The 25664-nt window shown below is 58.8% G+C and carries 24 protein-coding genes; 11 read left to right on the top strand and 13 right to left on the bottom strand.

The features are described from left to right. Positions 1–55: 55 nt before the first annotated feature. Positions 56–1030 (bottom strand): protein-methionine-sulfoxide reductase catalytic subunit MsrP, encoded by a 975-nt coding sequence (gene msrP, locus HQ945_RS11790; RefSeq protein WP_174208104.1) that lies wholly within the window; start codon positions 1028–1030, stop codon positions 56–58. A 137-nt stretch (positions 1031–1167) separates the two neighbouring features. On the opposite strand from msrP, the gene HQ945_RS11785 reads away from it, so the two are divergent. Next, positions 1168–1422: an AbrB/MazE/SpoVT family DNA-binding domain-containing protein gene (locus tag HQ945_RS11785; protein WP_153668465.1), complete on the top strand. Its 255-nt coding sequence runs from the start codon at positions 1168–1170 to the stop codon at positions 1420–1422. After that, positions 1416–1736: a type II toxin-antitoxin system PemK/MazF family toxin gene (locus tag HQ945_RS11780; RefSeq protein ID WP_174208103.1), complete on the top strand. Its 321-nt coding sequence runs from the start codon at positions 1416–1418 to the stop codon at positions 1734–1736. Before HQ945_RS11785 ends, HQ945_RS11780 begins: the two co-directional genes overlap by 7 nt. A gap of 34 nt (positions 1737–1770) precedes the next feature. Here HQ945_RS11780 and HQ945_RS11775 read toward each other — a convergent pair whose 3' ends face one another. After that, positions 1771–2973 carry a pyridoxal phosphate-dependent aminotransferase gene (locus tag HQ945_RS11775; RefSeq protein ID WP_091923786.1) on the bottom strand — a complete coding sequence of 401 codons (1203 nt, stop codon included), beginning with the start codon at positions 2971–2973 and terminating at the stop codon, positions 1771–1773. Between the two features lie 241 nt (positions 2974–3214). Between HQ945_RS11775 and HQ945_RS11770 the strand changes: the two genes are divergently transcribed. Next, complete coding sequence (locus HQ945_RS11770; RefSeq protein WP_027233382.1) at positions 3215–3826, top strand: glutathione S-transferase family protein; 612 nt, start codon at positions 3215–3217, stop codon at positions 3824–3826. A gap of 21 nt (positions 3827–3847) precedes the next feature. Here the strand turns inward: HQ945_RS11770 and HQ945_RS11765 are convergent, their stop codons facing one another. Next, the gene (locus HQ945_RS11765) at positions 3848–4765 is read right to left on the bottom strand and encodes a LysR family transcriptional regulator (RefSeq protein ID WP_174208102.1); all 918 of its coding nucleotides are present in this window, start codon (positions 4763–4765) and stop codon (positions 3848–3850) included. A gap of 127 nt (positions 4766–4892) precedes the next feature. On the opposite strand from HQ945_RS11765, the gene HQ945_RS11760 reads away from it, so the two are divergent. Beyond that, positions 4893–5924, top strand: coding sequence for a zinc-dependent alcohol dehydrogenase family protein (locus HQ945_RS11760; RefSeq protein ID WP_174208101.1), 1032 nt, complete (start codon positions 4893–4895; stop codon positions 5922–5924). Positions 5925–6036: 112 nt separating this feature from the next. Here the strand turns inward: HQ945_RS11760 and HQ945_RS11755 are convergent, their stop codons facing one another. After that, the gene (locus HQ945_RS11755) at positions 6037–6249 is read right to left on the bottom strand and encodes a cold-shock protein (RefSeq protein ID WP_027233379.1); all 213 of its coding nucleotides are present in this window, start codon (positions 6247–6249) and stop codon (positions 6037–6039) included. A 324-nt stretch (positions 6250–6573) separates the two neighbouring features. On the opposite strand from HQ945_RS11755, the gene HQ945_RS11750 reads away from it, so the two are divergent. Next, the gene (locus tag HQ945_RS11750; RefSeq protein ID WP_174208100.1) at positions 6574–8358 is read left to right on the top strand and encodes an ABC transporter ATP-binding protein/permease; all 1785 of its coding nucleotides are present in this window, start codon (positions 6574–6576) and stop codon (positions 8356–8358) included. A 2-nt stretch (positions 8359–8360) separates the two neighbouring features. Here the strand turns inward: HQ945_RS11750 and HQ945_RS11745 are convergent, their stop codons facing one another. The 3 genes from HQ945_RS11745 to carB form a co-directional block, all read right to left on the bottom strand. Next, positions 8361–8756 (bottom strand): type II toxin-antitoxin system VapC family toxin, encoded by a 396-nt coding sequence (locus HQ945_RS11745; protein WP_091944371.1) that lies wholly within the window; start codon positions 8754–8756, stop codon positions 8361–8363. Next, positions 8753–8989 carry a type II toxin-antitoxin system Phd/YefM family antitoxin gene (locus HQ945_RS11740; protein WP_139217691.1) on the bottom strand — a complete coding sequence of 79 codons (237 nt, stop codon included), beginning with the start codon at positions 8987–8989 and terminating at the stop codon, positions 8753–8755. The genes HQ945_RS11745 and HQ945_RS11740 overlap by 4 nt, the downstream gene beginning before the upstream one ends. A gap of 89 nt (positions 8990–9078) precedes the next feature. Next, positions 9079–12564 carry a carbamoyl-phosphate synthase large subunit gene (gene carB, locus HQ945_RS11735; protein ID WP_174208099.1) on the bottom strand — a complete coding sequence of 1162 codons (3486 nt, stop codon included), beginning with the start codon at positions 12562–12564 and terminating at the stop codon, positions 9079–9081. 334 nt (positions 12565–12898) lie between these two features. Here carB and ypfJ point away from each other — a divergent pair, with 334 nt between their 5' ends. Next, positions 12899–13837 (top strand): KPN_02809 family neutral zinc metallopeptidase, encoded by a 939-nt coding sequence (gene ypfJ / locus HQ945_RS11730; RefSeq protein ID WP_091944374.1) that lies wholly within the window; start codon positions 12899–12901, stop codon positions 13835–13837. A 36-nt stretch (positions 13838–13873) separates the two neighbouring features. Here ypfJ and HQ945_RS11725 read toward each other — a convergent pair whose 3' ends face one another. Next, entirely contained in the window at positions 13874–14596 is a 723-nt protein-coding gene (locus HQ945_RS11725) for an aspartate/glutamate racemase family protein (RefSeq protein ID WP_113282118.1), read from the bottom strand. 145 nt (positions 14597–14741) lie between these two features. Between HQ945_RS11725 and HQ945_RS11720 the strand changes: the two genes are divergently transcribed. Both HQ945_RS11720 and HQ945_RS11715 read left to right on the top strand, forming a co-directional pair. Beyond that, positions 14742–15206 (top strand): Lrp/AsnC family transcriptional regulator, encoded by a 465-nt coding sequence (locus tag HQ945_RS11720; RefSeq protein WP_027233372.1) that lies wholly within the window; start codon positions 14742–14744, stop codon positions 15204–15206. A 162-nt stretch (positions 15207–15368) separates the two neighbouring features. Beyond that, complete coding sequence (locus tag HQ945_RS11715) at positions 15369–16640, top strand: TCR/Tet family MFS transporter (RefSeq protein ID WP_113282119.1); 1272 nt, start codon at positions 15369–15371, stop codon at positions 16638–16640. Position 16641: 1 nt separating this feature from the next. Here the strand turns inward: HQ945_RS11715 and HQ945_RS11710 are convergent, their stop codons facing one another. Further along, the gene (locus HQ945_RS11710) at positions 16642–17199 is read right to left on the bottom strand and encodes a TetR/AcrR family transcriptional regulator (protein ID WP_113282120.1); all 558 of its coding nucleotides are present in this window, start codon (positions 17197–17199) and stop codon (positions 16642–16644) included. Positions 17200–17202: 3 nt separating this feature from the next. Next, positions 17203–17676, bottom strand: a complete 474-nt coding sequence (locus HQ945_RS11705) for a nuclear transport factor 2 family protein (protein WP_113282121.1) — start codon at positions 17674–17676, stop codon at positions 17203–17205. Positions 17677–17850: 174 nt separating this feature from the next. On the opposite strand from HQ945_RS11705, the gene HQ945_RS11700 reads away from it, so the two are divergent. Next, positions 17851–18771, top strand: coding sequence for an aldo/keto reductase (locus HQ945_RS11700; protein ID WP_113282122.1), 921 nt, complete (start codon positions 17851–17853; stop codon positions 18769–18771). On the opposite strand, the gene carA is transcribed toward HQ945_RS11700, so the two are convergent. Next, positions 18772–20022 carry a glutamine-hydrolyzing carbamoyl-phosphate synthase small subunit gene (carA, locus tag HQ945_RS11695; protein WP_027233367.1) on the bottom strand — a complete coding sequence of 417 codons (1251 nt, stop codon included), beginning with the start codon at positions 20020–20022 and terminating at the stop codon, positions 18772–18774. 287 nt (positions 20023–20309) lie between these two features. Between carA and HQ945_RS11690 the strand changes: the two genes are divergently transcribed. Continuing rightward, positions 20310–20759, top strand: coding sequence for a GatB/YqeY domain-containing protein (locus HQ945_RS11690; RefSeq protein WP_027233366.1), 450 nt, complete (start codon positions 20310–20312; stop codon positions 20757–20759). Positions 20760–21070: 311 nt separating this feature from the next. Next, positions 21071–21883 (top strand): transglutaminase-like domain-containing protein, encoded by an 813-nt coding sequence (locus HQ945_RS11685; RefSeq protein ID WP_091923758.1) that lies wholly within the window; start codon positions 21071–21073, stop codon positions 21881–21883. Between the two features lie 30 nt (positions 21884–21913). Here HQ945_RS11685 and HQ945_RS11680 read toward each other — a convergent pair whose 3' ends face one another. Continuing rightward, positions 21914–23425: a DUF1254 domain-containing protein gene (locus HQ945_RS11680; protein WP_113282123.1), complete on the bottom strand. Its 1512-nt coding sequence runs from the start codon at positions 23423–23425 to the stop codon at positions 21914–21916. 152 nt (positions 23426–23577) lie between these two features. Then, positions 23578–25626 (bottom strand): PAS domain-containing sensor histidine kinase, encoded by a 2049-nt coding sequence (locus HQ945_RS11675; RefSeq protein WP_113282124.1) that lies wholly within the window; start codon positions 25624–25626, stop codon positions 23578–23580. Positions 25627–25664: the final 38 nt, after the last annotated feature.

Genomic DNA, 25664 nt, shown 5'->3' with positions numbered 1-25664 from the left:
CAAAACTTAAGGCCGGGCATTTGTCCGGCCTCTTTTCTTTTCAGGGGGATGCTTTTTAGCGATAGAGTTCTTCACCCTCGATCCCCGCATATAATCCAGCCACCTGTTCGCCATACCCGTTGAATAGCAACGTCGGCACGGTCTCGCCCGTGTGCAACACACGCTCCTGCGCCTGGCTCCAGCGCGGGTGCGCTACATCCGGATTGACGTTGGCCCAGAATCCATATTCGTTCGAGGCGAGCCCTTCCCAGAAGCTTACCGGCTGCTTGTCGGTGAAGCTGATCTTGCGGATCGATTTGATCGATTTGAATCCATATTTCCACGGCAGGGCAAGGCGAAGCGGCGCGCCAAACTGGTTGAGCAGCGGCTTGCCATAGGCGCCCGTCACCATGAAGGCGAGTTCGTTGGCCGCCTCCGCCATGGTTACCCCCTCCACATAGGGCCAGGTATAGAGGAAGCCATTCTGGCCGCTCGCCATCGCCGGATCGTAGAATGTCTCGAAGCGAATATATTTCGCCGAGGCGGTCGGCTTTGCCAGTTCCACAAGCTTCGCCAACGAGAAGCCGGTCCAGGGTATGGTCATCGACCATGCCTCGACGCAGCGGTGCCGGTAGAGACGCTCCTCCAGCGGCATTTTTGCCTCAAGTTCGGCAAAGGCGATGGTGACGGGTTTTTCCACCATGCCGCCGATTTCAATGTCCCATGGATTGGTGACGAGGGTCTGCGCCTCGGTCCATATGTCCTTATCGCCACCGAACTCATAGAAATTATTGTACTTCGAATTGATCTCTTCCGGCGTCAGGCTGCGGTCGAGTTTATAAGCCGCATTCTGTTTCGCGGGGTAGAGCGCCGGGTTGCCCGCAGGCAAAGTTGCAGCCCGCACGGTTTTCGGCAGGTTGGCGCTCGCGGCAAGCGCCAGCGCTCCGAGGCCCCAGGCCTTCAAAATGTCCCTGCGATCGAGAAATGCCCTTTCAGGGGTCGCCAAGGCGTCGGAAATCGCCCAGGCGGGCTTGCGAATTATTATGGCCATGACCACTCCGTTATGTCGGTTTCGGGGTGCAAAATAGCCAGTAATCGTGGGTCGTTCTCACACAATGGCGTGATTGGAACATGTTTGCTAAAAGGCTCAAATTAAGTTACAACAATGTTGCAACAAGGATATTTCACATGCGCAGCTCGCTTCGAAAGATGGGCAATTCTTCAGGGATTATCATACCAAAACCCTTCCTAGTCGAGATTGGATCGAAACCGGGTGACGAGGTTGATCTTGTGGTGGAGGACGGACGCATCGTCATTTCTCCGGTACCTGGCACGCCGCGCGCGCGCTGGGCCGAGGATGCGAAACGGGTCGCCGCAGCAGGAGATGATGAGCTTCTGTGGCCGGAGTTTCCCAATGAAGCTGATGGCGAGCTTAAATGGTAAGCCGCGGCGACGTCTGGCTCATCAATCTTGATCCGACGATTGGCAGCGAAATAAAGAAAACCCGCCCCTGCCTCATTATCTCGCCGCCGGAAATGCACGACCACTTGCGAACGGTCATAGCGGCGCCCATGACGACCGGGAGCCGTCCGGCCGGATTTCGTGTTGCCGTAACCTTTCAAGGCAAGGATGGCCTTGTCCTCCTTGACCAGCTTCGCACGATTGACAAGCAGCGGCTGGTAAAGAAGCTGGGTGGCGTATCACCGAACACGCTGACGGCTACGCTGAGCACGTTGTGCACAATGTTCCAGGAGTGAAAGAGGGCCCTGTGGCCCCCCCTCATCTTATCAATCAGCGAAGGCTGGCGCAGAAGCGCTGAATGCGCTTGCCGGCCTCTTCGAGGTTGGCGTCGGAGGTTGCATAGGAAATGCGGAAGTTCGGGCCGAGCCCGAATGCCGAGCCATGTACGGCCGCGACAGCTTCGGTCGCCAGCAATTCGCTGACGAAATCCTCGTCAGTTTCGATGACCTTGCCCGACGGCGCGGTCTTGCCGATTGCGGCCGCACAGGACGGATAGACGTAGAATGCGCCTTCGGGTTTGGGGCATTCGAGGAGCTTGGTCTGGTTCAGCATCGAGACGATCAGGTCGCGACGTCCTTCGAAGGCCTTCTTGAACACCGGCAAATGTTCTTGCGTTCCATCAAGCGCTTCCACGGCCGCCCACTGCGAAATGGAACTCGTCCCGGAAGTCTGCTGGCCCTGGACCATGTCCATTGCCTTGATCAGTTCGAGCGGGCCGGCGGCGTAGCCGATGCGCCAGCCGGTCATGGCATAGGCCTTCGAAACGCCGTTCATCGTCAGGGTGCGGTTGTAGAGGTTCGGCTCGACCTGCGCCGGCGTGACAAACTTGAAGTCGCCATAGGTCAGGTGCTCGTACATGTCGTCGGTCAGCACCCATACATGCGGATGGCGCATCAGCACATCCGTCAGCTTCTTCATTTCGTCCCACGTATAGGCCGCGCCCGAGGGGTTCGAAGGCGAATTCATGATGATCCACTTGGTCTTCGGCGTGATCGCACGCTCGAGATCCTCGGGCTGCAACTTGAATTCGTTCTTCTGCAGCGCGGAGACGATCACCGGGGTGCCGCCGCAAAGCGCCACCATTTCCGGGTAGCTTACCCAATAGGGCGCAACGCAGATCACTTCATCGCCTGGATTGAGCGTCGCAAGCAGCGCGTTATAGATGACGTGCTTGCCGCCGGTGCTGACGATAACCTGGTTGGCCTTGTATTCGAGTTCGTTCTCGCGCTTGAATTTGCGCACGATCGCTTCACGAAGCTGCGGTATGCCCGCGACGGGCGTATATTTGGTTTCGCCGCGGCGGATGGCGGCAATTGCTGCTTCCTTGACATTATCGGGCGTATCGAAGTCCGGCTCGCCGACCGATAGGGAAATGACATCACGGCCCTCGGCTTTCAGATCGCGCGCTTTCTGGGTGATCGCAATGGTTGCGGAAGTCTTCACACGGGAAAGGGCGTCTGCGAGGAATGCCATTTTGTCGTTCTCCAGAAACGAGGGTTGATAACCGCCGGGCGGTTGCGGGGTTCGTATGTCGCAATGGAGGGCGAATCGCAAGCAAAAGCATGCCCTGAAGGCTTTTCATCGCTCACTTTCTATGCAGGGTGTGACATCGAACTGGCGAAGCACCAGCTTCGCTTGTCCCATCCTTCAAGCAAAATGATTGGACATTGCGCGAAGGAGCGAAAATATTCGCCTGCTACAGGAGACCATCCATATGCCGAAACTCTACTCACAGCCCGAATCCGGAAACTGCTACAAGCCACGGCTTTTGATGGCGAAATTGGCGATGCCGTTCGAGCATATCCATGTGTCTTCCGTCGACGGTTCAACGCGCAAGCCTGAATATCTGGCGAAAAATCCGAATGGAAAGGTGCCCCTGCTCGAGCTCGACGACGGGCGGTTCATCGCAGAATCAAACGCAATCCTGCTGCACCTTGGCGAAGGCAGCCGCTTCATTCCCGAGGACCCGTACGAGCGGGCGCTGATGTATCAGTGGCTGTTCTTCGAGCAGTATACGCATGAACCGAACATCGCCGTGAGAAAGGCCTTGTTCGTCTATCCGGAACGGGCCAAGGAGGCGACGCCAGAGCGGCTCGCCGCAACACTAGAGGGGGGAAACAAGGCGCTCCTCGTCATGGAAACGCAGCTGCAGAAAACGCCATACCTGGTGGGCAGCAGCATGAGTCTAGCCGACATCGCCCTCTACGCCTATACACACGAAGCCAATCGCGGCGGCTACGATCTTTCAGCCTACCCGTCGATTGCAAAATGGCTGAGCCGGGTTGCTGCAGACGAAGGACACGTGCCAATCACGTGGATTCCGTAAGAACCATCCCACTCGCCCTAGTCACTTGATCTCGCGGTCTGCGCCGGTCATGCCCGGAAGGCGGCTCGCCAAAGCGTCGACGAGGACGCGCAGGCGGGCGGGCATGAAGGGGGCGGTCGGCCATACCGCGAATGTGTCGAAGATCAGAGGCTCAAGCCCGGTCAACACCTGAACCAGACGGCCTGCGCGAACGTGATCGCGGATCAGCCAGCACGGCGACCATACGAGGCCAAGACCGCTCGCGGCAGCATCCGCCGCAGCCTCAAGATCGTCAACGATGAGCAAACTTCGCGTCGGGGCAGCGAAGGTGCCGCCGCGCCCGTCAGGGAACAGCCAGGGGCGGGCATTTCCGTCGCGGCCATAGGTGATGGCATCGTGTGCAGCGATGTCATCGAGTGTACCCGGCGTCCCGCGCGCGGCGAGATAGTCCGGCGACGCGCAGATGGCCATGCGCTGGCGGGCGATACGGCGTGCGCTCAATCCAGCCCTGTCCGGAAGCACGGTGTTGCGCACGATCAAGTCGTAACCCTCTTCGATAAGGTCCACGGTCCGGTCGGTGAAGGAGACGTCGAATCGCAGTCGCGGATATTGCCGGGCGAGATCGAAGACGACCGGCGCCACGCAGCGCCGGCCGAAGATTGCCGGTACGCTGATCCGCATGCGGCCGGCTGGCTCGGCCATTTCCGAGGTCAGAGCAAATTCGGCCGCCTCGACTTCAGCGAGGACGCGCAGCGAGCGCTCGTAGAAGGCGTGCCCCTCTGCAGTCAGCGCAAATGCCCGGGTTGTGCGATGGCAGAGCCTCACGCCAAGCCGCTGCTCAAGGCGTGCCACGGTCTTGCCCACCGCAGACCTCGACATGTGCAGACGTTCGGCCGCTGCCGAGAATCCGCCCGCGTCGACAACTGCAACAAATTCCTGAATGCCGGCGAGTTTGTTCAACGTCCTTGATCCTCATTGTAGACAGTAGCGATACAATATTGATGCTGATTGGCGCAACTGTTGTGCTCGCGGCGCATATATGGTCGACACCTCAACCCGGAGGCGGGTGCGATAGAAAGGTGTATCCATGACAACGACGATGCGACGCTGGCAATTGACCGCGGCCGGCAGGGAAAATCTAAAGTTGGCGGAGGTACCGGTTCCGCAACCAGGGCCCGGCGAAATATTGATCAAGGTCTTCGCCGCGTCGTTGAACTATCGTGACAAGCTCCTGATCGATGACGGTTTCGGCTTGCCCGATCCGCTGACGGAACCGGTGGTGCCTGCTTCCGACTTTTCCGGCATCGTCGCCGGGGTCGGCGACGGCGTGACGCGCTTTGCCGTGGGCGACAGCGTCATCTCCACGTTTATTCCCGATTGGATAGATGGCGACGGCCCGGGGACCGCGAGAGAGCCCAACGGGCGCACGCTAGGGGGCACGGTGCAGGGGGTTCTTGCCGAGTATGTCGTTCTCCACGAAGACTGGGCGGTGCGAGGCCCTGCCACCCTTACGCACAGCGAGGCCAGCACGCTGCCCTGCGCTGGACTGACCGCGTGGACGGCGCTTGTCGAGCGTGGACAATTGCGGGCGGGACAGACTGTCCTCATTCTTGGCACCGGCGGCGTTTCGCTGTTCGGGCTTCAAATCGGCCTGATGCACGGGGCCGAAATCATCGTCGTTTCAGGGGACGACAAGAAGCTGGCTCGCGCGAGCGAACGCGGCGCCCACCACGGCATCAACCGCAAGAAAGAGAATTGGGTGGCCGCCGTTCATCGCCTGACGCGCGATCACGGCGCCGATCATATTCTCGAAACCGTGGGCGGCGCCCATCTTGGCAAATCGCTCGAGGCGGCTGCCGTCGCGGGGCGCATCTCCCTTATTGGCATTCTCGAAGGGCTGGATGTGTCCGGGAGCTTTGGCGCATTCGCCCGCAAGCGACTGATCGTCGAAGGTCTTCAGGTCGGCCATCGGCGGGGACTTGAAGATCTGGTAAGGGCCTATGACGTTTCAGGCGTGAAGCCGATCATCGAGGCCAGCTACACGTTGGCTGAGCTCAACGCTGCGCTTGATCATCTTGATCGGGGACCGTTCGGTAAAGTTGTTGTTGAACTCGCTTAGAAGTTGAGTCCGGCGGACCGACGAATCTCTTGATATAAAACGAAAAAGGCGGGGTGAACCCGCCTTTCTCAATTCTGTGCTTCAGAAATCGAACGATTCCCGGTTTGCGGCATCAACCCGCGACGCTGAGGTTGTCAGCGGACGACTTGCCCGAACGACGGTCCTGAACGATCTCGTAGTTGACCTTCTGACCGTCATTGAGGCCGCGCAGACCTGCGCGTTCAACAGCGGAAATATGGACGAATACGTCGGCACCACCGGTATCAGGCTGGATGAAACCGTAGCCCTTAGTGCTGTTGAACCATTTCACTGTTCCCGTAGCCATGGGAAATTCCTTTCAGATGTATAAGACAGGCAGCATGCACATATGCAGCCCAGGGAATCGAACCTATGCAATGGAGTTCATCAGGAAGCGCAACGGGTTACGCAGGTCGCAAAGTCACTCGACCGATAAAATCGATGACGGATACATATGACAGATTCCGGCCCAAAACAAGCCGGATTCAAAATGGCCTGCCATCGAGGTTACCGCGCAGCGCTTGCGCGCGTAAATTTTGCCCCTACATTCCGTCTTGCATTTCAGCGCATTATCCGACGTGTGTTAGAAGGTAGAACAAGGCCGACTCGCGGTCGCCCACAGGGGAAACTCATGGCGGAGCAGAAACCGAACCGATCCACGCCCACCTCCGTCGCGGGCGAAGTGGAAGCGGGTCTCTGGGCGCAGCTTCGCGTCATCGGCAATATCTACTGGATTTCGCCGGTTCGTAACCGCCTTATTCTCCTCATCCTCGGCGTCTTCGCCATTATCATCGTCACCTCGGCGGGGCAGGTCCTTCTCAACCGCTGGAACGTGCCGTTCTATGATGCCCTGTCGCGCCGCGATTTTTCGGCGTTCGTCGATCAGCTCATGGTGTTCTTCGCCATTGCCTCGGTGCTGCTCGTGCTCAACGTGGCGCAGACCTGGCTCAACCAGATGGCGCGCCTCAAACTGCGCGAGGGGCTGACGCGCGATCTCGTCGGCGAATGGCTGCAACCAAGACGGGCATTCAAGCTCTCCAATTCTGGTCCGATCGGCGTCAATCCCGACCAGCGCCTGCATGAGGACGCCCGCCACCTCGCCGAAATGTCGACCGATCTCGGCTTCGGGCTGTTGCAGGCGTCGATATTGCTGATCAGCTTCGTCGGCGTGTTGTGGACGTTTTCCAGCGGCTTCGTCTTCAACGTGGCGGGCTACAGCTTTTCCATACCTGGCTACATGGTCTGGGCAGCATTTCTCTATGCCGGCATCGCTTCGTGGATCAGCTGGCTCGTCGGACGCCGGCTCATCCATCTCAATGCCGACCGATACCAGAAGGAATCGGAACTGCGCTTCTCGCTGATGCGGGTCAACGAACATATCGATGCGATTTCGCTCTATCGTGGTGAGGCCGACGAGAATCGCCGGCTCGGTTTCGATATCGACCGACTGCTTGGCGCAATCCGCCTGCTGGTCACCGCCTTGACCCAACTGACCTGGGTCACTTCCGGTTACGGCTGGATCACAATCGTTGCACCGATCCTCGTTGCAGCGCCAGTCTACTTTGCCGGTAACCTGTCCTTTGGCGGCTTGATGGCTGCAATCGGCGCGTTCAATCAGGTGCATGACGCGTTGAAATGGTTCGTCAACAATTTCGGCGCCATTGCCGATTGGCGCGCCACGCTTTTGCGCGTTACGTCATTCCGCCAGGCTGTTCAGGCGACCGACCTCATGAATAGTGTTGACCAGCGCATCAAATTCACCGAGACGGATTCCAACCAGATCGTCCTGGAATCGCTTAAAATCACCGCGCCCAGGGCAACGGTTCGGCTGAAGGAAAAGAAGGCGATCGTCAAGGAAGGCGAGCGCGTCCTGATAACCAGCGAAGCGGGGATCGACCGGACATTGCTGTTCCGCGCCATTGCCGGCCTCTGGCCGTGGGGTGCCGGAACGGTCAGCCTGCCGGCGAACACCTCGATCCTCTATATGCCGCGTTCGCCCTACTTTCCGCCCGGCAGCCTGCGGGGAGCGATGTCGTATCCGCAAGGCGAGGAAGCCTTTTCCGACGAGCAACTGGTATCGGCCCTTCATGAGCTCGGCCTGACCCGGCTTGAATCAATGCTCGATTTCCGCGCGCGCTGGGACAGGGAACTCAGCGACGACGAACAGCAATCGCTGGCCTTTGCCCGCCTCAAATTGCACGAACCAAGCTGGGTGGTGATCGATGAGGCCCTCGACGCCATGGAACCTGCTGCGCATGAGCGGGTCATGAAGGTTTTGCGCAACCATCTCGCCAAGTCGACCGTGGTGCATATCGGGCGGGAGGACAAGGACGAAAAGCTCTTCGCCAAGGTGCTGCACTTCGTCAGCGACCCGTCGGGCCACGGCCTCGAGAACGAAGGGATCGAAGGGGTGTAGCGCTACCAGATTGTGGTGATGTGCGCGTATTCCTGAATTTTGCTGTCGGCTGTGACCAGCGGCGCGCTCAAGACATGACACGTGGCGACGATCATGCGGTCAGCCGGATCCTTGTGAAAGTCGCCGGGCAATGTCACCGATTTTACCCCGATCTCGCGATCTACGGCGACAAAGCGCATTCGCTCGATTCGCGCGACTGCGCTTAGCCAGGAATCGACATCCATCGAAAGCACCAGCCGTCCTCGATCGACCAGCATGGCGATTTCCCAAGCTGAGATGGCCGAGATAATGATCTCGCCACTCACTTGCTGCTCTTGGATCACGTTACGTGCCGTCCTGCTCAAGGCGGGATCGCCGCTCACCCACCAAACCAGGACATGTGTGTCCAGTACGATCACTGCGCCTCGGCCCAGTCATCGTCGCCGACCGGGTCGGTTGGCTTATCGTACTGAATGACCGAGCCACGTAACACGTCCATTGCGCTGCGTTCGGTTCCGCCGCGATAAGGGCGCACCTCAAGCACCGGCTTGCCATGGTCGGTCACGACAAGGCCAACGCCAGACGCTTCAACCTGCCGAAAATATTCAAGCGCCTTTGCCTTGAATTCGGATTTGGATACCTGTCTGCTCATATTTGTGACCATAGTCAGATGCCTATAGTCATTTTACTGTGCATTGTCCTGCCAGGCAAGTAGCGGTGCCACCAGCCCGGCCTAGACTGTCAAACGAAATAATCCTGCAGCGGCCTGACCTCAAGCGAACCCGCCTTCAATGCCGCGATTGCTTCGGCGACCGCATCAGCACCCGAGAGGGTGGTGTAATATGGCACCTTCTGCATCAGCGTTGCGCGGCGGAGAGACTTGGAGTCCGAGATCGCCTTGGCGCTGTCCGTGGTGTTGAAGACCAACTGGACCTGCCGGTTGCGGATGGCGTCCTCGACATGCGGGCGGCCTTCCTGAACCTTGTTGATCTTCTGGGCCGCAACGCCGTTTTCCGAAAGAAAACGGGCCGTGCCGCCGGTCGCCATGATTTTGAAGCCGAGCCCCGAGAGACGCTTGACGGCCGAAAGTATACCCGGCTTGTCGTCGTCGCGGACAGAAACGAACAGCGTTCCATCGCGCGGAAGATCGACACCGGCACCGAGCTGTGACTTGGCAAAGGCCAGCGCGTAGTCATAGTCGAGACCCATGACCTCACCGGTCGAGCGCATCTCTGGCCCAAGCAGCGTATCAACGCCGGGGAAGCGCGCGAACGGGAACACCGCTTCCTTGACGGCGATGTGCTTGCGGCCTGTCGTTGCCGGCTTGCCGCCATAATTGGCAAGCGCCTGATCCAGCGTTTCGCCCGACATTATCCGTGCTGCGACCTTGGCAATCGGCGTTCCGATGGTCTTGGCGACGAAGGGCACTGTACGAGACGCGCGGGGGTTCACCTCTAGCACATAGATCGTGTCGTCCTTGATGGCATATTGCACGTTCATCAGGCCGACGACATTGAGCGATTTGGCAAGCGCCGCCGTCTGCTTTTCGAGTTCCGCGACGGTTTCAGCGGAGAGGGAGTGGACGGGCAGGGAGCAGGCGCTGTCGCCGGAATGGATGCCGGCCTCCTCAATGTGCTCCATTATGCCGGAAACCCAGGTGTCCTTGCCGTCGCACAGGCAGTCGACATCGACCTCGATGGCCTCGGTCAAATAGCGGTCGAAAAGCAGCGGGTTTTTGCCGAGGAGCGTATTGATCTGCCCGGTTTTATCATTGGGATACTTCTGCTTGATTTCCTCAGGCACGAGTTCGGGAACCGTGTCGAGAAGGTAGCTCTGCAGCGACCGCTCGTCATGGATGATCTGCATGGCGCGTCCGCCGAGAACGTAGGAGGGGCGTACCACAAGCGGGAAGCCGAGTTCGCCGGCAATGGTGCGGGCCTGCTCAACCGAATAGGCGATACCGTTTTTCGGCTGGGTCAGATCAAGCTTGACGAGAAGCTTCTGGAAGCGGTCGCGGTCCTCTGCAAGGTCGATCGCGTCCGGCGACGTGCCGAGGATCGGGATACCGGCTTTCTCCAGCGCATCGGCGAGCTTGAGCGGCGTCTGGCCCCCGAACTGGACGATCACGCCATGGAGCGTTCCGGCGCTCTGTTCCGTGCGCAGGATTTCAAGGACGTCTTCAGCCGTCAAAGGTTCGAAGTAGAGCCGGTCCGAGGTGTCGTAGTCGGTCGATACAGTCTCGGGGTTGCAGTTGATCATGATGGCTTCGTAGCCGGCATCGCGCAGCGCGAAAGCAGCATGGCAGCAGCAATAGTCGAATTCGATACCCTGGCCGATACGGTTCGGGCCGCCGCCGAGGATGACGACTTTCTTGCGATCGGAGACCTCGGCCTCCGAGGCGAGCGCTCCGGCAAAAGGTACTTCATAGGTCGAATACATGTAGGCGGTCGGCGAGGCGAACTCGGCAGCGCACGTGTCGATGCGCTTGTAGACCGGATGAACGTCCAGCTTGTTGCGAAGCTTGGTGACATCGGAAGCCTCGACCTTGGCGAGACTGGCGAGACGCGCATCGGAAAAGCCCATGCCCTTCAGCATGCGCAGGTTCTGCGCGTCCTGCGGCAGGCCGTGCTCGCGCACCCGTTCTTCGGTGGCAATGATTTCCGCCATCTGTTCGAGGAACCACGGGTCGATTTTGCAGCCCTCGTGCACCTCCTCGACGGAAAGACCAAGCCGCAACGCCTGCGCCACCATGCGCAGCCGATCCGGCGTGGGCGTGCCGATGGCGGCGCGGATCGCATTGTTGTCGTTGCCCTCGCCGGTGCCGGGGATCGTAATTTCGTCGAGGCCGGTCAGGCCGGTTTCAAGGCCGCGCAGCGCCTTCTGCAGCGATTCCTTGAAGGTGCGTCCGATCGCCATGACTTCGCCGACCGACTTCATTGCCGTTGTCAGGATCGGTTCGGCGCCAGGGAATTTCTCGAAGGCAAAGCGGGGGATCTTGGTGACGACATAATCGATCGACGGTTCGAACGATGCCGGCGTCGCACCGCCGGTAATGTCGTTTTCGAGTTCGTCGAGCGTGTAGCCGACTGCGAGCTTGGCTGCGACCTTGGCAATGGGGAAGCCCGTCGCCTTCGATGCCAGCGCCGAGGAGCGCGACACGCGCGGATTCATCTCGATGACGATCAGCCGCCCGTTTTCCGGGTTGACGGCGAACTGGACGTTCGAGCCGCCGGTCTCGACGCCGATCTCGCGCAGCACCGCGATCGAGGCGTTGCGCATGATCTGGTATTCCTTGTCGGTCAAGGTCAAAGCAGGGGCAACGGTGATCGAGTCGCCGGTATGGACGCCCATCGGATCGACGTTCTCGATCGAGCAGATGATGATGCAATTGTCCGCCTTGTCGCGAACAACCTCCATCTCGTACTCCTTCCAGCCGAGCACCGACTCCTCGATCAGCACCTCGGTCGTCGGCGAGGCATCGAGGCCGCTGCCGATGATTTCATAGAACTCGGTACGGTTGTAGGCGATGCCGCCACCGGTGCCGCCCATGGTAAAGGAAGGACGGATGATTGCCGGGAGGCCGACATGGTCAAGCGCGGCCCCGGCCATGCCGAGTGCATGCGAGACATAACGCTGCTTGCGGTCGCCTTCCCCGAGCTGCCATTCGGTCTCGAGCTTGTCGAGCGCGGCGTCGAGTTCCGCGCCGGAAAATTTCGCTTTCACCGCCTCGCGCTGCTCCTGGTGCAGGCGGCGGTCGTGATCCTTGACGTCCGTGGCATTGGCCAGCATCGAGCGCGGTGTTTCGAGGCCGATCTTGGCCATCGCCTCGCGGAAAAGCGCCCGGTCCTCGGCCTTGTCGATAGCGGCGGCATCGGCGCCTATCATCTCGACATTGTAGCGATCGAGAACGCCCATGCGGCGCAGCGAAAGCGCGGTATTGAGCGCGGTCTGGCCGCCCATGGTCGGCAGCAGCGCGTCCGGACGCTCTTTGGCGATGATCTTCGCGACGACTTCCGGGGTGATCGGCTCGATATAGGTGGCGTCGGCAAGCTCCGGATCGGTCATGATCGTCGCCGGATTGGAATTGACGAGGATGACCCGGTAGCCTTCTTCCTTCAGCGCCTTGCAGGCTTGCGTGCCGGAATAGTCAAACTCGCATGCCTGACCGATGATGATCGGGCCAGCGCCGATGATCAGAATAGATTTGATGTCGGTGCGTTTTGGCATGGTCGGTTCCTATCCATAGCGTGCTGCACAAAAAACCGCACGGGTTTCGACCGTACGGACAGACACTTAAGTTCCAGATGCGAGGCTAAGGCTGCCTTATAGGCAAAGGAATCGCATTACGTAACCCCAAAAACGCGGCATTTCGTGCTTTTTCGCCGCAGTTTGGGGCATGTTTGCGGCTCGGCCTTGCCGCTGCATCAATCGGTCATGAAAGTTGATTATGTGTCGTCGGCGCCTCTGCGTTGAAAAATAGCCGCATGCGTGAAACAAATATCGCACTATACTGTTGATAGTGCAGCATATCGGCCGGTTCGTCGGCTTTGGGGAGATGGACATGCGTTGGCAAGGCCGCAGGCAAAGTGACAATGTTGAGGATCAACGCGGCGAGGGCGACGGCGGCTTTCCCGGAGGCATCGGGCGCGGCGGGTTTCGGTTGCCGACAGGCGGCGGTTTCAGCACGGCGCGCGGCGGCGGCTTTTCAGGCATCGTCATTCTCGCGGCGATTTTCCTGTTCCTGAAGTTCTGCACCAATATCGATCCCATGCAGATCCTCGTCGGTTCTGGCGAAGATGGCGGTACGCTTTCGCCGAGCCAGACCCAGTCGCCCTCGGGCGGCGACACGTCCGTCAAGAGCAATGACGAGATGACCCAGTTCGTCCGGACGATCCTTGCCGAGACTGAGGACGTCTGGAGCGGCATCTTCCAGGCAGAGGGCCAGACTTATCCGGCGCCCACCATGGTGCTCTTCAACGGGCAGGTGCGGTCCGCCTGCGGTTTTGCCAGTGCGGCGTCCGGCCCGTTCTATTGCCCCGGTGATCGCAAGCTCTACATCGATCTGAGTTTCTATGACGAACTGGACAAGAAGTTCGGCGCATCGGGCGACTTCGCCCAGGCCTACGTGCTTGCCCACGAAGTCGGCCACCATGTGCAGAACCTGATCGGCGTGCTGCCCAAGTTCAACCAGATGCGGCAGAACATGAGCGAGGCAGATGCCAATGCCATGTCTGTTCGCGTCGAGCTCCAGGCCGACTGTTTTGCCGGCATCTGGGGTCACTTCACCGAGCAGAAGGGCATTCTCGAAACGGGCGATTTGGAAGAAGCATTGAATGCCGCGCAGAAGATCGGCGACGATACGCTGCAACGCAAAATGCAGGGTTATGTCGTACCGGAGAGCTTCAACCATGGCACCTCGCAGCAACGCGCGACCTGGTTCAAGCGCGGATTCGACAGCGGCAAGCTCGATAGCTGCGATACGTTCAACAGCAAGATCTGATGCAGCCGGTTGCCTCCCGTAGCGGGAGGCACTCCGCTAGATGGCTTCTTGATCGCTGATCCGGTCAAGGCCGAGCGCATGGGCGACGGCCGCTCTAGAGTGGATCGTTGTCGAGTCGAATACCGGCAGGGCCAGATTGTCGTCGGTCAGTGACAGGCAGATTTCAGTGCAGCCAAGGATGACGCAATCGGCGCCGGCTTCCTTGCCGCGCTGCACGATCTTTTCGAGCGCATGACGGGAATCATCCTTGACGATGCCGCAGCACAGTTCATCGAAGATCACAGAATGAACCTTCGCGCGATCGATCTCGTTCGGCACCATGACCTCGATAGCAAAGTAATCGCGCATGAATTCGGCATAGAAGCCGTGTTCCATCGTATAGCGGGTAGCGAGCAGCAGCGGCCGGCTTTTGCCTGCGGCAGCCAGCGCTTTCGCGGTTTCGGTGCGGATATCGATAAGCGGCACGCGAACAGATGCTGCGACGGGTTCGGCGACGAGGTGCATGGTATTGGTGCAGATGAGCACACAATCAGCGCCGGCAGCTTCGAGGTGCTGGGCCGCACCGGAGAGGAGCACAGCGGCATCGTCCCAACGGTTGGCTTTCTGCAAGGCAACGACTTCGGAGAAGTCGAGCGACTGCATGGCAATCTTTGCCGAGACCAGCCCGCCAAGCCGCTCACGGATCATCTCATTGATCTGGCGATAATAAACAGCGGTGCTTTCCCAGCTCATGCCGCCAATCAATCCAATAGTGCGCATACCAACCCCTTGCTTTGTGACTTGAGCAAAGGATAGTCGGGAGCACACGCAAAAGCTTCGCAAACTTGGCGCCTTTTGGTTGCGGCTTTGCAAAAAATCAGCGTATTATATGTCCAGCGTGCAAGAAATGGGCTCCGTTTAATCAATGTTCGACGATCGTGATCGGAAAATCCTTGATTTGCTGCAGAATGACGCGTCCCTCGGCGTATCTGAACTCGCTGAACGGGTGAACCTTTCGGTATCGGCATGCTCGCGCCGCATCCAGCGCCTCGAAGAGGAGGGGTTCATCGCGCGACGCGTGGTCCTCCTTGATCGTCCGCTGATGGGATTGCCGACGACGATGTTTGTCATCGTCCGCACTGCACGCCATTCCGCCGAATGGCTCGAACAATTCCGCAAGGCGATCAACGACATTCCCGAAATCGTCGAGGTGCATCGCATGACCGGTACGATCGACTATATCCTGAAACTTGTGCTGCCCCGGGTCGAGGCCTATGACGGCATTTATCGGACGCTGGTCGAAAGGGTAGAGTTCTTCGATATTTCAGCGTCGGTTTCGATGGAGATCCTGAAGACTACAACTGCTGTGCCGACGCGCTACGTGCGCTAGCATTTGGCAGCAGTTGTCAGGAGCAAGCCCGCTTTCAGCCAGAAATCGATGGCATTTTGCGCCATTTCCTGTTCATGTTCACGAATTGTTTCGCGCCTGACGACTGAAAATGCGCCCTTTGCGCCTCCGCTGCGCATATGAGGGCTGGTTGTGAGTTTTCCGATGATCGATCCGGTCCTTGCCAAACGCGGCCTTATTCTCGTTTTTACGATCCTCCTGCTCGACATCATCGGCATTGGGATCATCATTCCCGTTCTCCCCGAATATCTGGAAGAACTCACGGGCACGGACGTCGGACAGGCGGCAATCTACGGCGGCTGGCTGCTCTTCGTTTACGCGGGCATGCAGTTTGCATTTGCGCCGCTTATTGGAAATCTGAGCGACCGGTTCGGCCGCAGGCCAATCCTGTTGATATCCATCATCACCTTCTCACTCGACAATCTGATCTGCGCGCTTGCACCTAACTTCGCGATTTTGTTGCTCGGACGAATTCTCGCGGGGATAAGCGGCGGCAGTTACGCGACGGCCTCAGCCTACATCGCCGATGTCAGCACCGACGAGGACCGCGCCCGAAATTTCGGCCTGCTCGGCATCGCCTTCGGCATTGGTTTCATCCTCGGCCCGATCATAGGCGGCTTTCTCGGTGAATTCGGCCCGCGGGTTCCTTTCTTTGGCGCCGCCGCAATCTCATTCGTCAATTTCGTCGTCGCCTGGTTCATGTTGCCCGAAACACTCGCGATCAAGAACCGCCGGGCATTCGAGTGGAAGCGCGCCAATCCGATTGGCGCGCTGAGACAGATGCGCCAGCACAAGGGCATCCTCGCTATCGGACTTGCCTTTTTCATGCTTACGCTCGGGCATATGGCATACCCGTCGGTATGGGCCTATGTCGGAAGTTTTCGCTATGGCTGGAGCGAAAGCGATATCGGCCTTTCGCTCGGCGTCTATGGCCTCTGCAGCGCCCTCGTTATGGGGCTGGTATTGCCGCGCGTCGTCACGAAGTTCGGCGAATGGCGAACCGCGGTCATCGGCCTGACCTTCGCCATGCTCGGCTTCTTCGGCTATGCGAGCGCCTGGCAGGGCTGGATGGTCTATGCGGTGATCATCGCGACGTGCCTAGAAGGTCTGGCCGACCCGGCCATGCGCAGCATCGCATCGGCCAAGGTGCCGGCCTCCGAACAGGGCGAGTTGCAGGGCGCGATGACGAGCCTTTTCAGCATAACCAATATTATCGGGCCGCTGATCTTCACGCAGATTTTCGCGGTTTTCACCGCGGCGGACGCGCCGGTGAAATTTGCCGGCGCCGCCTACGTGCTTGGCGGTCTGTTCGTGCTTGTTGCCGTCATCGTCTTTATCCTGCGCGTCGAAAAGCGTTCACCCGCAAAAGATGGCGCGCTTGCACCGGGCGCGCTTGCGCCCAACGAAGTGCAGTAGCTCAGGCGAGGAGCCTTCGTTCGATCCGGATCATGGCGCGCTCGAACACCGAAGCATCCCCACGGGCCCGGGCCAATACCAGCGCGCCCTGGATGCCGGCTAGGGACTCTTCGGCAAGATCTTCCGCGTCGACCGCACTGCAACCACTTTTGACGAGGGCCGCGGCCAGTGACGCCTGCCAATCGGAAAAGTAGGCGCTGATCCGATTGCCGAACCGATCGCGGACGTTGTCGAGAGCAAATGCGCCGACAAGGCACACGCGCCGTCCCGAGTGAAAATATCCGTTCACGCCGCGGCACATTGCTTCAATGGCTGCGCGGGGATCAGCGCCTTCCCGCAAGACCCGATAGATATTCGCTTCGAACCAGGCATCAATTTCGGCAAGCACCGCCGTTGCCATTTCCTCTTTGCCACCAGGAAAGAAGTGGTAGAGGCTGCCCTTGCCGAGGCCGGTGCGTTCACCGATGATGGCAAGGCTTGCACCCTCGAAGCCATATTCACGGAAGATTTCGGCAAGAACTGGAACGATGTCGGAGCGTTCGGCAACGGTTTTGGCCATAGCCTACAGACCGAGATCGGTTAGCCCGGGATGGTCCGCCGGACGAGGCTTCGAGCGCTCCCAGAAAAACTTCCTTTCCGATTCCTTAATCGGCAGGTCATTGATTGATGCGTAGCGTTCGCGCATTAGCCCGTTCTGGTCGAACTCCCAATTCTCGTTGCCATAGGCACGGAACCAGTTGCCCGAATCGTCGTGATATTCATAGGCGAAGCGAACGGCGATCCGGTTGTCTGTAAACGCCCAAAGCTCCTTGATCAGGCGATAATCGAGCTCGCGCACCCACTTTGCGGTGAGAAAGGCAACGATCTCGTCGCGTCCGCTGATGAAGGTGGAGCGATTGCGCCACGAGCTGTCGGGCGTATATGCGAGGGAGACCCGCTGCGGATCGCGGCTATTCCAGCCGTCTTCAGCCGCACGAACTTTTAAGATCGCTGTTCCGCGTGTGAATGGCGGCAGCGGCGGACGTTGCTCTGACATAATCGGTTCCTTTTTGTACCGAAAGGTAAAATCTTGAGGGATTGGTACAGTCATTATCTTTTATGTCAAGAGCGAACTCGGTAGTTTCCTGCGCAAGCGAATTTATCTTCCGCCATTTTCACCATTTCACATTTGCTCTAGAAAATGGGCGCCGTTGGAAGGTGAGGTGAGAGAATGTCCCAAGGATCGCGCGTTACGCTGAATGGAGCAGGGCTCAGCCTGTCGAGGATTGTCCTCGGTGGATGGCGGCTCTTGGACGGAACTTCGAAACCAAGTGCCTCCGACGTTGCGCGGCTCATTCAGGGTTCAATCGACCTCGGAATAACGAGCTTTGACCATGCGGACATCTACGGCAACTACGGAGTCGAGCAAGCTTTCGGAGAGGGGCTTAAAGATTGGGGCGGTCCCCGGGACACGATAGAGTTGATCAGCAAATGCGATATCATGCTGAAATCAAATGCCCGCCCGGACAATCGTCTCAAACACTACGATACGAGCGCCGCGCATATCAGGGCCTCTGTCGAACGCTCGCTCACCAATCTCCACACCGACTATCTCGATATTTTGCTGATCCATCGTCCCGACCCTCTCATGAATGCAGACGAGACGGCCTCAGGTCTGGAAAGCGTCGTAAAAGCAGGGAAGGTTCGCGCTGTCGGCGTCTCGAATTTCTCGCCATCGCAATTCGACCTGTTGGCATCGCGTTTGTCGGTTCCACTGGTGACGAACCAGATCGAAATGTCGCTGCTTCAAACATCGCCGTTATTTGACGGCAGCCTCGACCATGCGCAACGGTTGCGCTACGCGCCGATGATCTGGTCCCCACTTGGCGGCGGCAAGCTCTTCAGCAGTAACGGGCAGCGTGAAATCTACGTTCGTGATGTCCTGGGCGAAGTGGGAGCGAAAATTGGCGTGGAGGACATCTCCGCCATCGCGATCGCCTGGCTGCTATGCCACCCGGCGAGGCTTATCCCAGTGCTTGGCAGCTTAAACCTCGATCGTCTCGCAGCAATGACTCGGGCGCTCGACATCGAACTCGACCGCCAGCAATGGTTCGAAATCCTGAAAGCTGCTACGGGACGGGACGTGCCCTGATCAGGCCGCCTGGTCCCGCTCCGGCAGCGGTTCCAGACCCTTGCGCGCGCGAATGAGATTGAAGAAGCGGCGGAAGAGATAGTGCGAGTCCTGCGGACCGGGCGAGGCCTCCGGGTGATGCTGGACCGAGAAGATCGGGCGGCCGGTGACGCGCAAGCCGCAATTGCTGCCGTCGAACAGTGAGACATGGGTCTCTTCGACGCCAGCGGGCAGCGATTTGGTGTCGACCGCAAAGCCATGGTTCATCGAGACGATCTCGACCTTGCCGGTGGTATCGTCGCGTACCGGATGGTTGGCGCCGTGGTGGCCCTGGTGCATCTTTTGCGTGTCGCCACCCAGCGCGAGCGCCAGCATCTGGTGGCCGAGGCAAATGCCGAACATCGGAATTTCGGTCTCGATCAGTTGCTTGATCGCGGGGACCGCATATTTTCCGGTTGCGGCCGGATCGCCCGGGCCGTTCGAAAGGAAAATGCCGTCAGGCTGGTGGGCGAGAACGTCGTCCGCCGTGGCCGTTGCCGGAAGTATGGTGACCTTCGCGCCAAGCCCGGCAATGAGCCGAAGGATATTGCGCTTGATGCCATAGTCGATGGCAACCACGTGGAATTCCGGCGCCGACTGTTCGGCGAAGCCTTCATTCCAGACCCATGGCTTCTCGGTCCAGACCGAACTCTGGCCGGACGTGACGTCCTTGGCGAGATCGAGGTCGAGAAGGCCATGCCATGCAGCGGCGCGTGCTTTCAGCGCCGGGATGTCGAACTTGCCGTCCGGATCGTGGGCGATCACGGCGTTCGGCATCCCTTTTTCGCGGATGAGAACGGTAAGCGCGCGGGTATCGACGCCGGCAAGCGCGATGATGCCACGCGCTTTCAGCCAATGATCAAGGTTGTCGGCGGCACGATAGCTCGACGGGGCGGTGATGTCCGCCTTGAAGATCGCGCCGACAGCGCCAGCCCGGTTGGCGGGCGTCAAATCCTCGATGTCTTCCTTGTTGGTGCCGACATTGCCGATATGCGGAAAGGTGAAGGTTACGATCTGACCCGCATAGGAAGGGTCGGTCAGTATCTCTTCATAACCGGTGAGTGCGGTATTGAAGCAGACCTCCGCCTCGCAACTGCCGGTGGCGCCGAGGCCCTTGCCTTCGATGACCGTGCCATCGGCGAGGACGAGAACTGCCGTCGGCTTTGCTTGCGTCCAGCCGGCGGTCTTGGGGCTCGTCTGGGCTGCAGCGTCTGTCGTTGTCGAGGGGTTCATGCGGCACTCCTGGCGTGGGCTTGCGTCGTTGTTGTCCTTGTCGTTGCGGGGCATTGAAGAATGCCGTCCATGCGTCCATATGACGTGACTGAACGCGGTGGCCGGAAAGCTCTCCACCGCAGCAACAACAATAATAGTCTGGCTAAGGCCCACTCCATAGACAAAGCCGCGCCCGCGGTCAATTGGAACGCGAAGACTCCTGGTGAATTCTCCAGGCGTCGGGATTGACACCAATTGTATACGGCTGGCTCCACGTCTAGGTTGCTCGCAAACAGGAGACGACGAATATGCGCGATACGATCGCACAAGCACTCACCGCCGCCGTCAAGGCACAGGACAAGCGCCGGGTTCCGACGTTGCGCCTGATCATGGCGGCTATCAAGGATCGCGACATTCTCAACCGGGGAACGGGCAAGGAGCCGGTGACGAACGAGGAGATCAGCACCATCCTTGCCAAGATGATCAAGCAGCGCGAGGAATCGGCGAAGCTCTACGAAGATGGCGGCCGCCAGGAGCTTGCCGAGCAGGAGCTCGGCGAAATCGAGATTATCCGCGACTTCATGCCAAAGCAGATGAGCGAGGCCGAAATACGCGCCGCTACATCGCAGGTCATCACGCAAACCGAAGCAAGCGGCCTGCGCGATATGGGCAAGGTGATGAACGCGCTCAAGGAGAAATATGCCGGCCAGATGGACTTCAGCAAGGCAAGCGCCCTAGTCAAGGAATTGCTGCAGTAGCTGTGCTCGAGTACCGTGTGCGACTTGCATTGTGGCCGGGAACTCATCGCAGTTTCAGGGTTTTATGAGGAGAAGGTGGGCTCGCGCGCCATCGGGATTTGAAAGGTCAAAGCTTCAAGATGGGCAAATTGTCATCGTGCGCAATTTTTAGGCGTCATTGGCAAAAAACCATGTAGGATGCACTGAGCCACTCCGTCTGTTGCTTGCCGGAGTGGACGTTCTTCCAACGTAATTTATGATCAGGCGCAGGCCACTGCGATACATCGGTCGTCTGCTTTTATTGTTTTCGATTTTAGCCCGGAGCGCCACGAATGAAGATTGAAGTCGGATGCAAGCTGACCTTCGAGTTTCCGCAGGAAACACCGATTATCGCCATACTGAATGTTCATCACTCGCGCGTTGACGATCTCATCGGCATAGAGACGTTCAAGACAGCACCAATGATCCATGCCCATGGCTACCACGATCAATTTGGAAACTGGTGCAATCGTATCCTGGCGCCAGCGGGCCAATTCAGTTTAAGCACGAATGCTGTTGTCAACGACAGCGGCTCCCCCGATCCGGTCCACCTCGGTGCCGTGCAGCATCTGGTTCAGGATCTTCCCGATGAGGTGCTGGTCTACCTGATGGGTAGCCGCTATTGCGAGACGGACTTGTTGAGCGATCAGGCCTGGCGGCTGTTCGAACAATTCCCGCTGGGCTGGCAGCGCGTTCAGGCCGTCTGCGATTACGTGCACCAGCATATCAAATTCGGTTACGCATATTCCAATCCGACCCGAACGGCGAGCGGTGCATTTGGCGAGGGCATCGGCGTCTGCCGGGACTTTACGCACCTAGCGGTCGCATTTTGCCGCTGTCTCAACATACCGACACGCTATTGCACCGGATATATAACCGATATCGGGGTGCCACCGCCGCATTCGGAGATGGATTTCTGTGCATGGATGGAGGTGTTCCTCGGCGGAGAGTGGCATGCATTCGATCCACGAAACAACGCGCCGCGCATTGGTCGCATCAAGGTTGCGCATGGGCGCGATGCTGCGGACGTCCCGCTCACGAACGTCTTCGGTCCCAATGTCCTGACGCAATTCAAGGTGTGGGCCGACGAGGCAGTCCCGGCCTGACGGGCGAAACCTGCCTGCATCCTCGGCAGATCAGTTCACCAATTTGAAATCGCCGGGCTTCCAGCTCTTGTCGAACCACGGTTCCAACGGTGCGTACAGGCGCAAGATGGAACTCCAGCCCTTGCCGGGCACGGTCTGCACCCAGTTGCTTTCGTGCCCGGCGGGCGCGTTCGGCGCAAACCATACTGTCACCGATCCATCTTCGTTCTTCTTGATGTCGGGATTATTGCTGTCGATACCTGCCAGTTTCTGGTCTGTTTCGAGCATGGAGCGGGTCTGATTGTCGTAGGCTGTGAAAGACCAGAACTGGCCGGCGGGTATCGGCGCGGGGAGCGTGATCTTGTAGGTCTTTCCGCCATCAAGAAATGTCCCCGCCGCATCGCGAACGGCAAAGGCGTAAGCTGATCCGGTGCCGGGCTTCGCGGCGGCCATGGCCGGCGTTATTCCGGTTGCCATGTAATGGAACATGGTACGCGGATCGAGCATGCGTTCTCCATCGTTCAGGAACTGGTAGCTGTTGCCGATGAACCCGTTATTCCACTGGCGGTCGGGATAGAATTTGGCGCGCTCGTCGCGTGGAGCAAACACCATCGCCCGCGCCGTCGCGTTGCCCACCGCAATAGCGTCGGTGAGAATGGCTTTCATCCGTGCATCAGGCGCGAATGGCTTGCCCTTCTTTATGCCAATGGAAGCGAACAGACCGACAATCTCCGGATCGAACGCATCGCCCGGCTCGGCCTGGATAACCTCATTGATTTCTTCATAGAACTCGAAATCGTTGGAGTGGATCGTGTTGAACTGCTTGCCGGAACTGTTGACGAATATGGTTTCCGGCGGATTTTCGGCCGTCGCCAGCGGATAGACCCGGGCATGTGCCTTGACGCTTTTTACCGCTCCGGCGATGTCGCCGTCCTTTACGAATGCCCGGTAGAAGATGAGATTGGTAAAGGTCGGCGTCCTGGTGACGAAATAGCCTTGATCCGGCAATTGTCCTTCCTGGTTCGGACCGACGAACAGATACTTGCCGCCCTTGCCGTTATCCGGGCCGATCAGGCCGACATCTGTGACATAGCGAAAATAGGCGTCGTCCACAGGTCCAAGAACACCCGGCGGTACTTGGACGACGACGGGACCGTCCTTCAGGTCGATGCAGAAGAACACATATACCGTGGTCGAATTGGCTGTCAGGAACAGGGAGCGCGCATCAAGAAGGTCTTCGCTGATCGATACCGCCTCGTTTGGGTTGACGCCGATGCTCTTCAGCCCGTTGCACGCCGCGTGCACCGACGCGGCCGGCACGCCTGAGAGGAAAGCCTCGACACCGCGCGAGAAATCGATGTTGTCATAGACCTTCCGTACGGTTTCGTCGCTGGGAAGCCCGTCGGAGAACTTCAGTTCGCCAATGCGCGTCTGCACCGCGTTTGGCGTTTGGATATCCGCCGGAACTTTGGCGACAAACTTTGGCGGCTGTTGCTGCGCCAAGGCAGGCGAGGCGCCGGCGATGAGCAGCGCGGCTAGCGGTGCGTGGCAAAATCTGAACATGAGTCGGCCTTTCCAACGATGCCGCGTGGGGCGGCATTAGGTTCGGGAGGTCATTGCCAAGTTATCCGTGCCAGTTGAAGTACGTTACGGTAACAGTGACCGAGACCGTGCTCCTTCATCGGGCTCTCTTGAGAGGGCGCCGCACTGCCCGATCAATAGGGGCGATTTTCTGATGCCGCTTGCTCGGAAGAAGCCGGATTGCCGGATGCTTTGAAAGCGCTTTTGGACGGGATCGCGAAGCGAAATACAGCTCCGCCGTCCGGATGATTGAAAGCCTCGATCGTTCCGCCGTGGGCCTTGACGATCGACTGGCATATGGCAAGTCCTATGCCGAGGCCGCCCTCCTTTGTCGTGAAGAAACCGTCGAATATCCGTTCCATGTGATTGACGGCGATGCCCGTGCCCGTATCCCGGATCGAGAAAACAACCTGATCGTTGTCGTCCAGGCTGGTCTCGAGGCAAATCTCGCGTCGGGTTTTCGGTGCCGACTTCATGGCCTGGATGCTGTTGACGATCAGATTGACGATGATCTGCTGCAACTGAATTCGATCGCCATCGATCAACGGCAGGTTCGGCTCAAGACTGGATTTGATCACCACATCCTTGTCTTCGCTTTCGTGGCGAAGAAAGATCAGGCATTGGCGCACGACGTCGTTCAAACCAAGCAAGGCGTAGGACGGCGCACGCTTGCGCGCCATGTCCTGGATCCGACCGATTATATCGCTGGCGCGCTGGGCGCTATCGACAACGCGAGACGTCAGTTGATCTGCCTTGTCGAGATTGGGCTCGGCTTTCCTCAGATATCGCAGGCTCGTCTGGGCATTCATCAGGATTGCCGCGAGCGGCTGCTTTATCTCGTGCGCGATCGACGTGGTCATTTCGCCCAAGGTCGAAAGCCGCGATGCGTGCGAGAAATCCGACTCGATCCTGCGCAGCTTTGCTTCCGCCTCAAGGCGCGCCGTGTTGTCTATCATGATGATGATCGTTGTATCGAGCCGTTCGCCGGGAACCGGGAAGGTCACCAACAGCAGCACGTCAATCACGCGGCCATCGAACGTCTTCACCTTGAGTTCTTCGACGTGGTTCCGCGCGCCGGAAAAATGCGCCAGCATAACGCGCCGCGCGGCGCCGGGCGTGCCCGCAAACAGATAGCCGACCGGACCGGTAAAGTCCGAACGTTCCTTGCTCCCGAAGAGAGACATGGCATCATCATTGACGTCGAATACCTGCACAAGTTCGCAGGTAAGATCGACGAGATCGGGGTGTTCCTCTGAATAGGCAGCCATGTCGTCGAGGCCGCCCTCCCTCAGGCGGTCGAAAATACGCCCTGCGGCGCGGGCGTCGATCTGCCAGACCGGGATGGGCAGATAGGAGATCAGGTTGCGATATCGACTCTGGCTCGCTTCCAGTTCGATCAGCGCGTTTGGCGCGTTCAATACGGCTTTGACGCGGACGAAGACTGTATCGGGGCACCGCGGGTCGGTCGCTCGCCAACCCGTCAGAACGACTTGCTGCAATCGGCCAACGACGGGAATTTCCCGTATCTCCGGCTCCGCGTCGGTCTTTGCAACCAGGGCGGTGAGCAAATCTCCAAGTGCTGCGCGGCTTTGCTCGGGCCATAGGCTGGCAACAGGTCGGTCGATCACCCGGTCACGATCTTCCGGCAACCCGAACAGGCGTATGGCTTCGTCATTGACATCCGTTATCTGGATGGCGGTGAGGAGCGTATCCAATCGATCTGGACACCATTCATCGGCGCTCGGATCCCGGTTCGCCGGTGCATTGACGGGGGCAAACAGGGGCAGGGCACGTCTCAGGTTGAATTGCCAGCAGGCTGCCGTCCCCAACGCCGTGCTATGAGGCAGCGAGACGGCGGCATTGGCTTGCACCGTGGAAAATTCGACAACATCCAGTGGATTGCCCAAACCGTCTTTGCGAAGTGCCAACCGGATATTGGCCTCGACTACCGCGCCAGAATGCGAGAGCCGCTGCAACGCGCCGTCCCAATGCCCGTTCTTCAACAGATGATTCCAAAGCACGGTGCCCTGGTCAGGCTCCGGCATGAGATCCTGGAAATGCCGGCCGATCATGGTCGCGACAACCCATCCATAATGGGTTGTCGTCGCGGGGTTGCAGTAATGAATTGTGCCTTCGAGATCGTAGCGAATTGCACTGTCGGTCGCGTAATCTGCGAGTTCCATCTGCGACCTCCGTTTTCTGACGCGATGGTCGATTGCGT

The organism is Phyllobacterium pellucidum, assembly GCF_013327855.1.
Classification (GTDB): Bacteria; Pseudomonadota; Alphaproteobacteria; order Rhizobiales; family Rhizobiaceae; genus Phyllobacterium; species Phyllobacterium pellucidum.
This window is presented reverse-complemented; position numbering and strand designations above follow the sequence as displayed.

Bases quoted from the DNA above. Each gene is read 5' to 3' on its own strand.
- msrP (WP_174208104.1), bottom strand. From the start codon at position 1,030: ATGGCCATAATAATTCGCAAGCCCGCCTGGGCGATTTCCGACGCCTTG.
- HQ945_RS11785 (WP_153668465.1), top strand. From the start codon at position 1,168: ATGCGCAGCTCGCTTCGAAAGATGGGCAATTCTTCAGGGATTATCATA.
- HQ945_RS11780 (WP_174208103.1), top strand. From the start codon at position 1,416: ATGGTAAGCCGCGGCGACGTCTGGCTCATCAATCTTGATCCGACGATT.
- HQ945_RS11775 (WP_091923786.1), bottom strand. From the start codon at position 2,973: ATGGCATTCCTCGCAGACGCCCTTTCCCGTGTGAAGACTTCCGCAACC.
- HQ945_RS11770 (WP_027233382.1), top strand. From the start codon at position 3,215: ATGCCGAAACTCTACTCACAGCCCGAATCCGGAAACTGCTACAAGCCA.
- HQ945_RS11760 (WP_174208101.1), top strand. From the start codon at position 4,893: ATGACAACGACGATGCGACGCTGGCAATTGACCGCGGCCGGCAGGGAA.
- HQ945_RS11755 (WP_027233379.1), bottom strand. From the start codon at position 6,249: ATGGCTACGGGAACAGTGAAATGGTTCAACAGCACTAAGGGCTACGGT.
- HQ945_RS11750 (WP_174208100.1), top strand. From the start codon at position 6,574: ATGGCGGAGCAGAAACCGAACCGATCCACGCCCACCTCCGTCGCGGGC.
- HQ945_RS11740 (WP_139217691.1), bottom strand. From the start codon at position 8,989: ATGAGCAGACAGGTATCCAAATCCGAATTCAAGGCAAAGGCGCTTGAA.
- carB (WP_174208099.1), bottom strand. From the start codon at position 12,564: ATGCCAAAACGCACCGACATCAAATCTATTCTGATCATCGGCGCTGGC.
- ypfJ (WP_091944374.1), top strand. From the start codon at position 12,899: ATGCGTTGGCAAGGCCGCAGGCAAAGTGACAATGTTGAGGATCAACGC.
- HQ945_RS11725 (WP_113282118.1), bottom strand. From the start codon at position 14,596: ATGCGCACTATTGGATTGATTGGCGGCATGAGCTGGGAAAGCACCGCT.
- HQ945_RS11720 (WP_027233372.1), top strand. From the start codon at position 14,742: ATGTTCGACGATCGTGATCGGAAAATCCTTGATTTGCTGCAGAATGAC.
- HQ945_RS11715 (WP_113282119.1), top strand. From the start codon at position 15,369: ATGATCGATCCGGTCCTTGCCAAACGCGGCCTTATTCTCGTTTTTACG.
- HQ945_RS11710 (WP_113282120.1), bottom strand. From the start codon at position 17,199: ATGGCCAAAACCGTTGCCGAACGCTCCGACATCGTTCCAGTTCTTGCC.
- HQ945_RS11705 (WP_113282121.1), bottom strand. From the start codon at position 17,676: ATGTCAGAGCAACGTCCGCCGCTGCCGCCATTCACACGCGGAACAGCG.
- HQ945_RS11700 (WP_113282122.1), top strand. From the start codon at position 17,851: ATGTCCCAAGGATCGCGCGTTACGCTGAATGGAGCAGGGCTCAGCCTG.
- carA (WP_027233367.1), bottom strand. From the start codon at position 20,022: ATGAACCCCTCGACAACGACAGACGCTGCAGCCCAGACGAGCCCCAAG.
- HQ945_RS11690 (WP_027233366.1), top strand. From the start codon at position 20,310: ATGCGCGATACGATCGCACAAGCACTCACCGCCGCCGTCAAGGCACAG.
- HQ945_RS11685 (WP_091923758.1), top strand. From the start codon at position 21,071: ATGAAGATTGAAGTCGGATGCAAGCTGACCTTCGAGTTTCCGCAGGAA.
- HQ945_RS11680 (WP_113282123.1), bottom strand. From the start codon at position 23,425: ATGTTCAGATTTTGCCACGCACCGCTAGCCGCGCTGCTCATCGCCGGC.
- HQ945_RS11675 (WP_113282124.1), bottom strand. From the start codon at position 25,626: ATGGAACTCGCAGATTACGCGACCGACAGTGCAATTCGCTACGATCTC.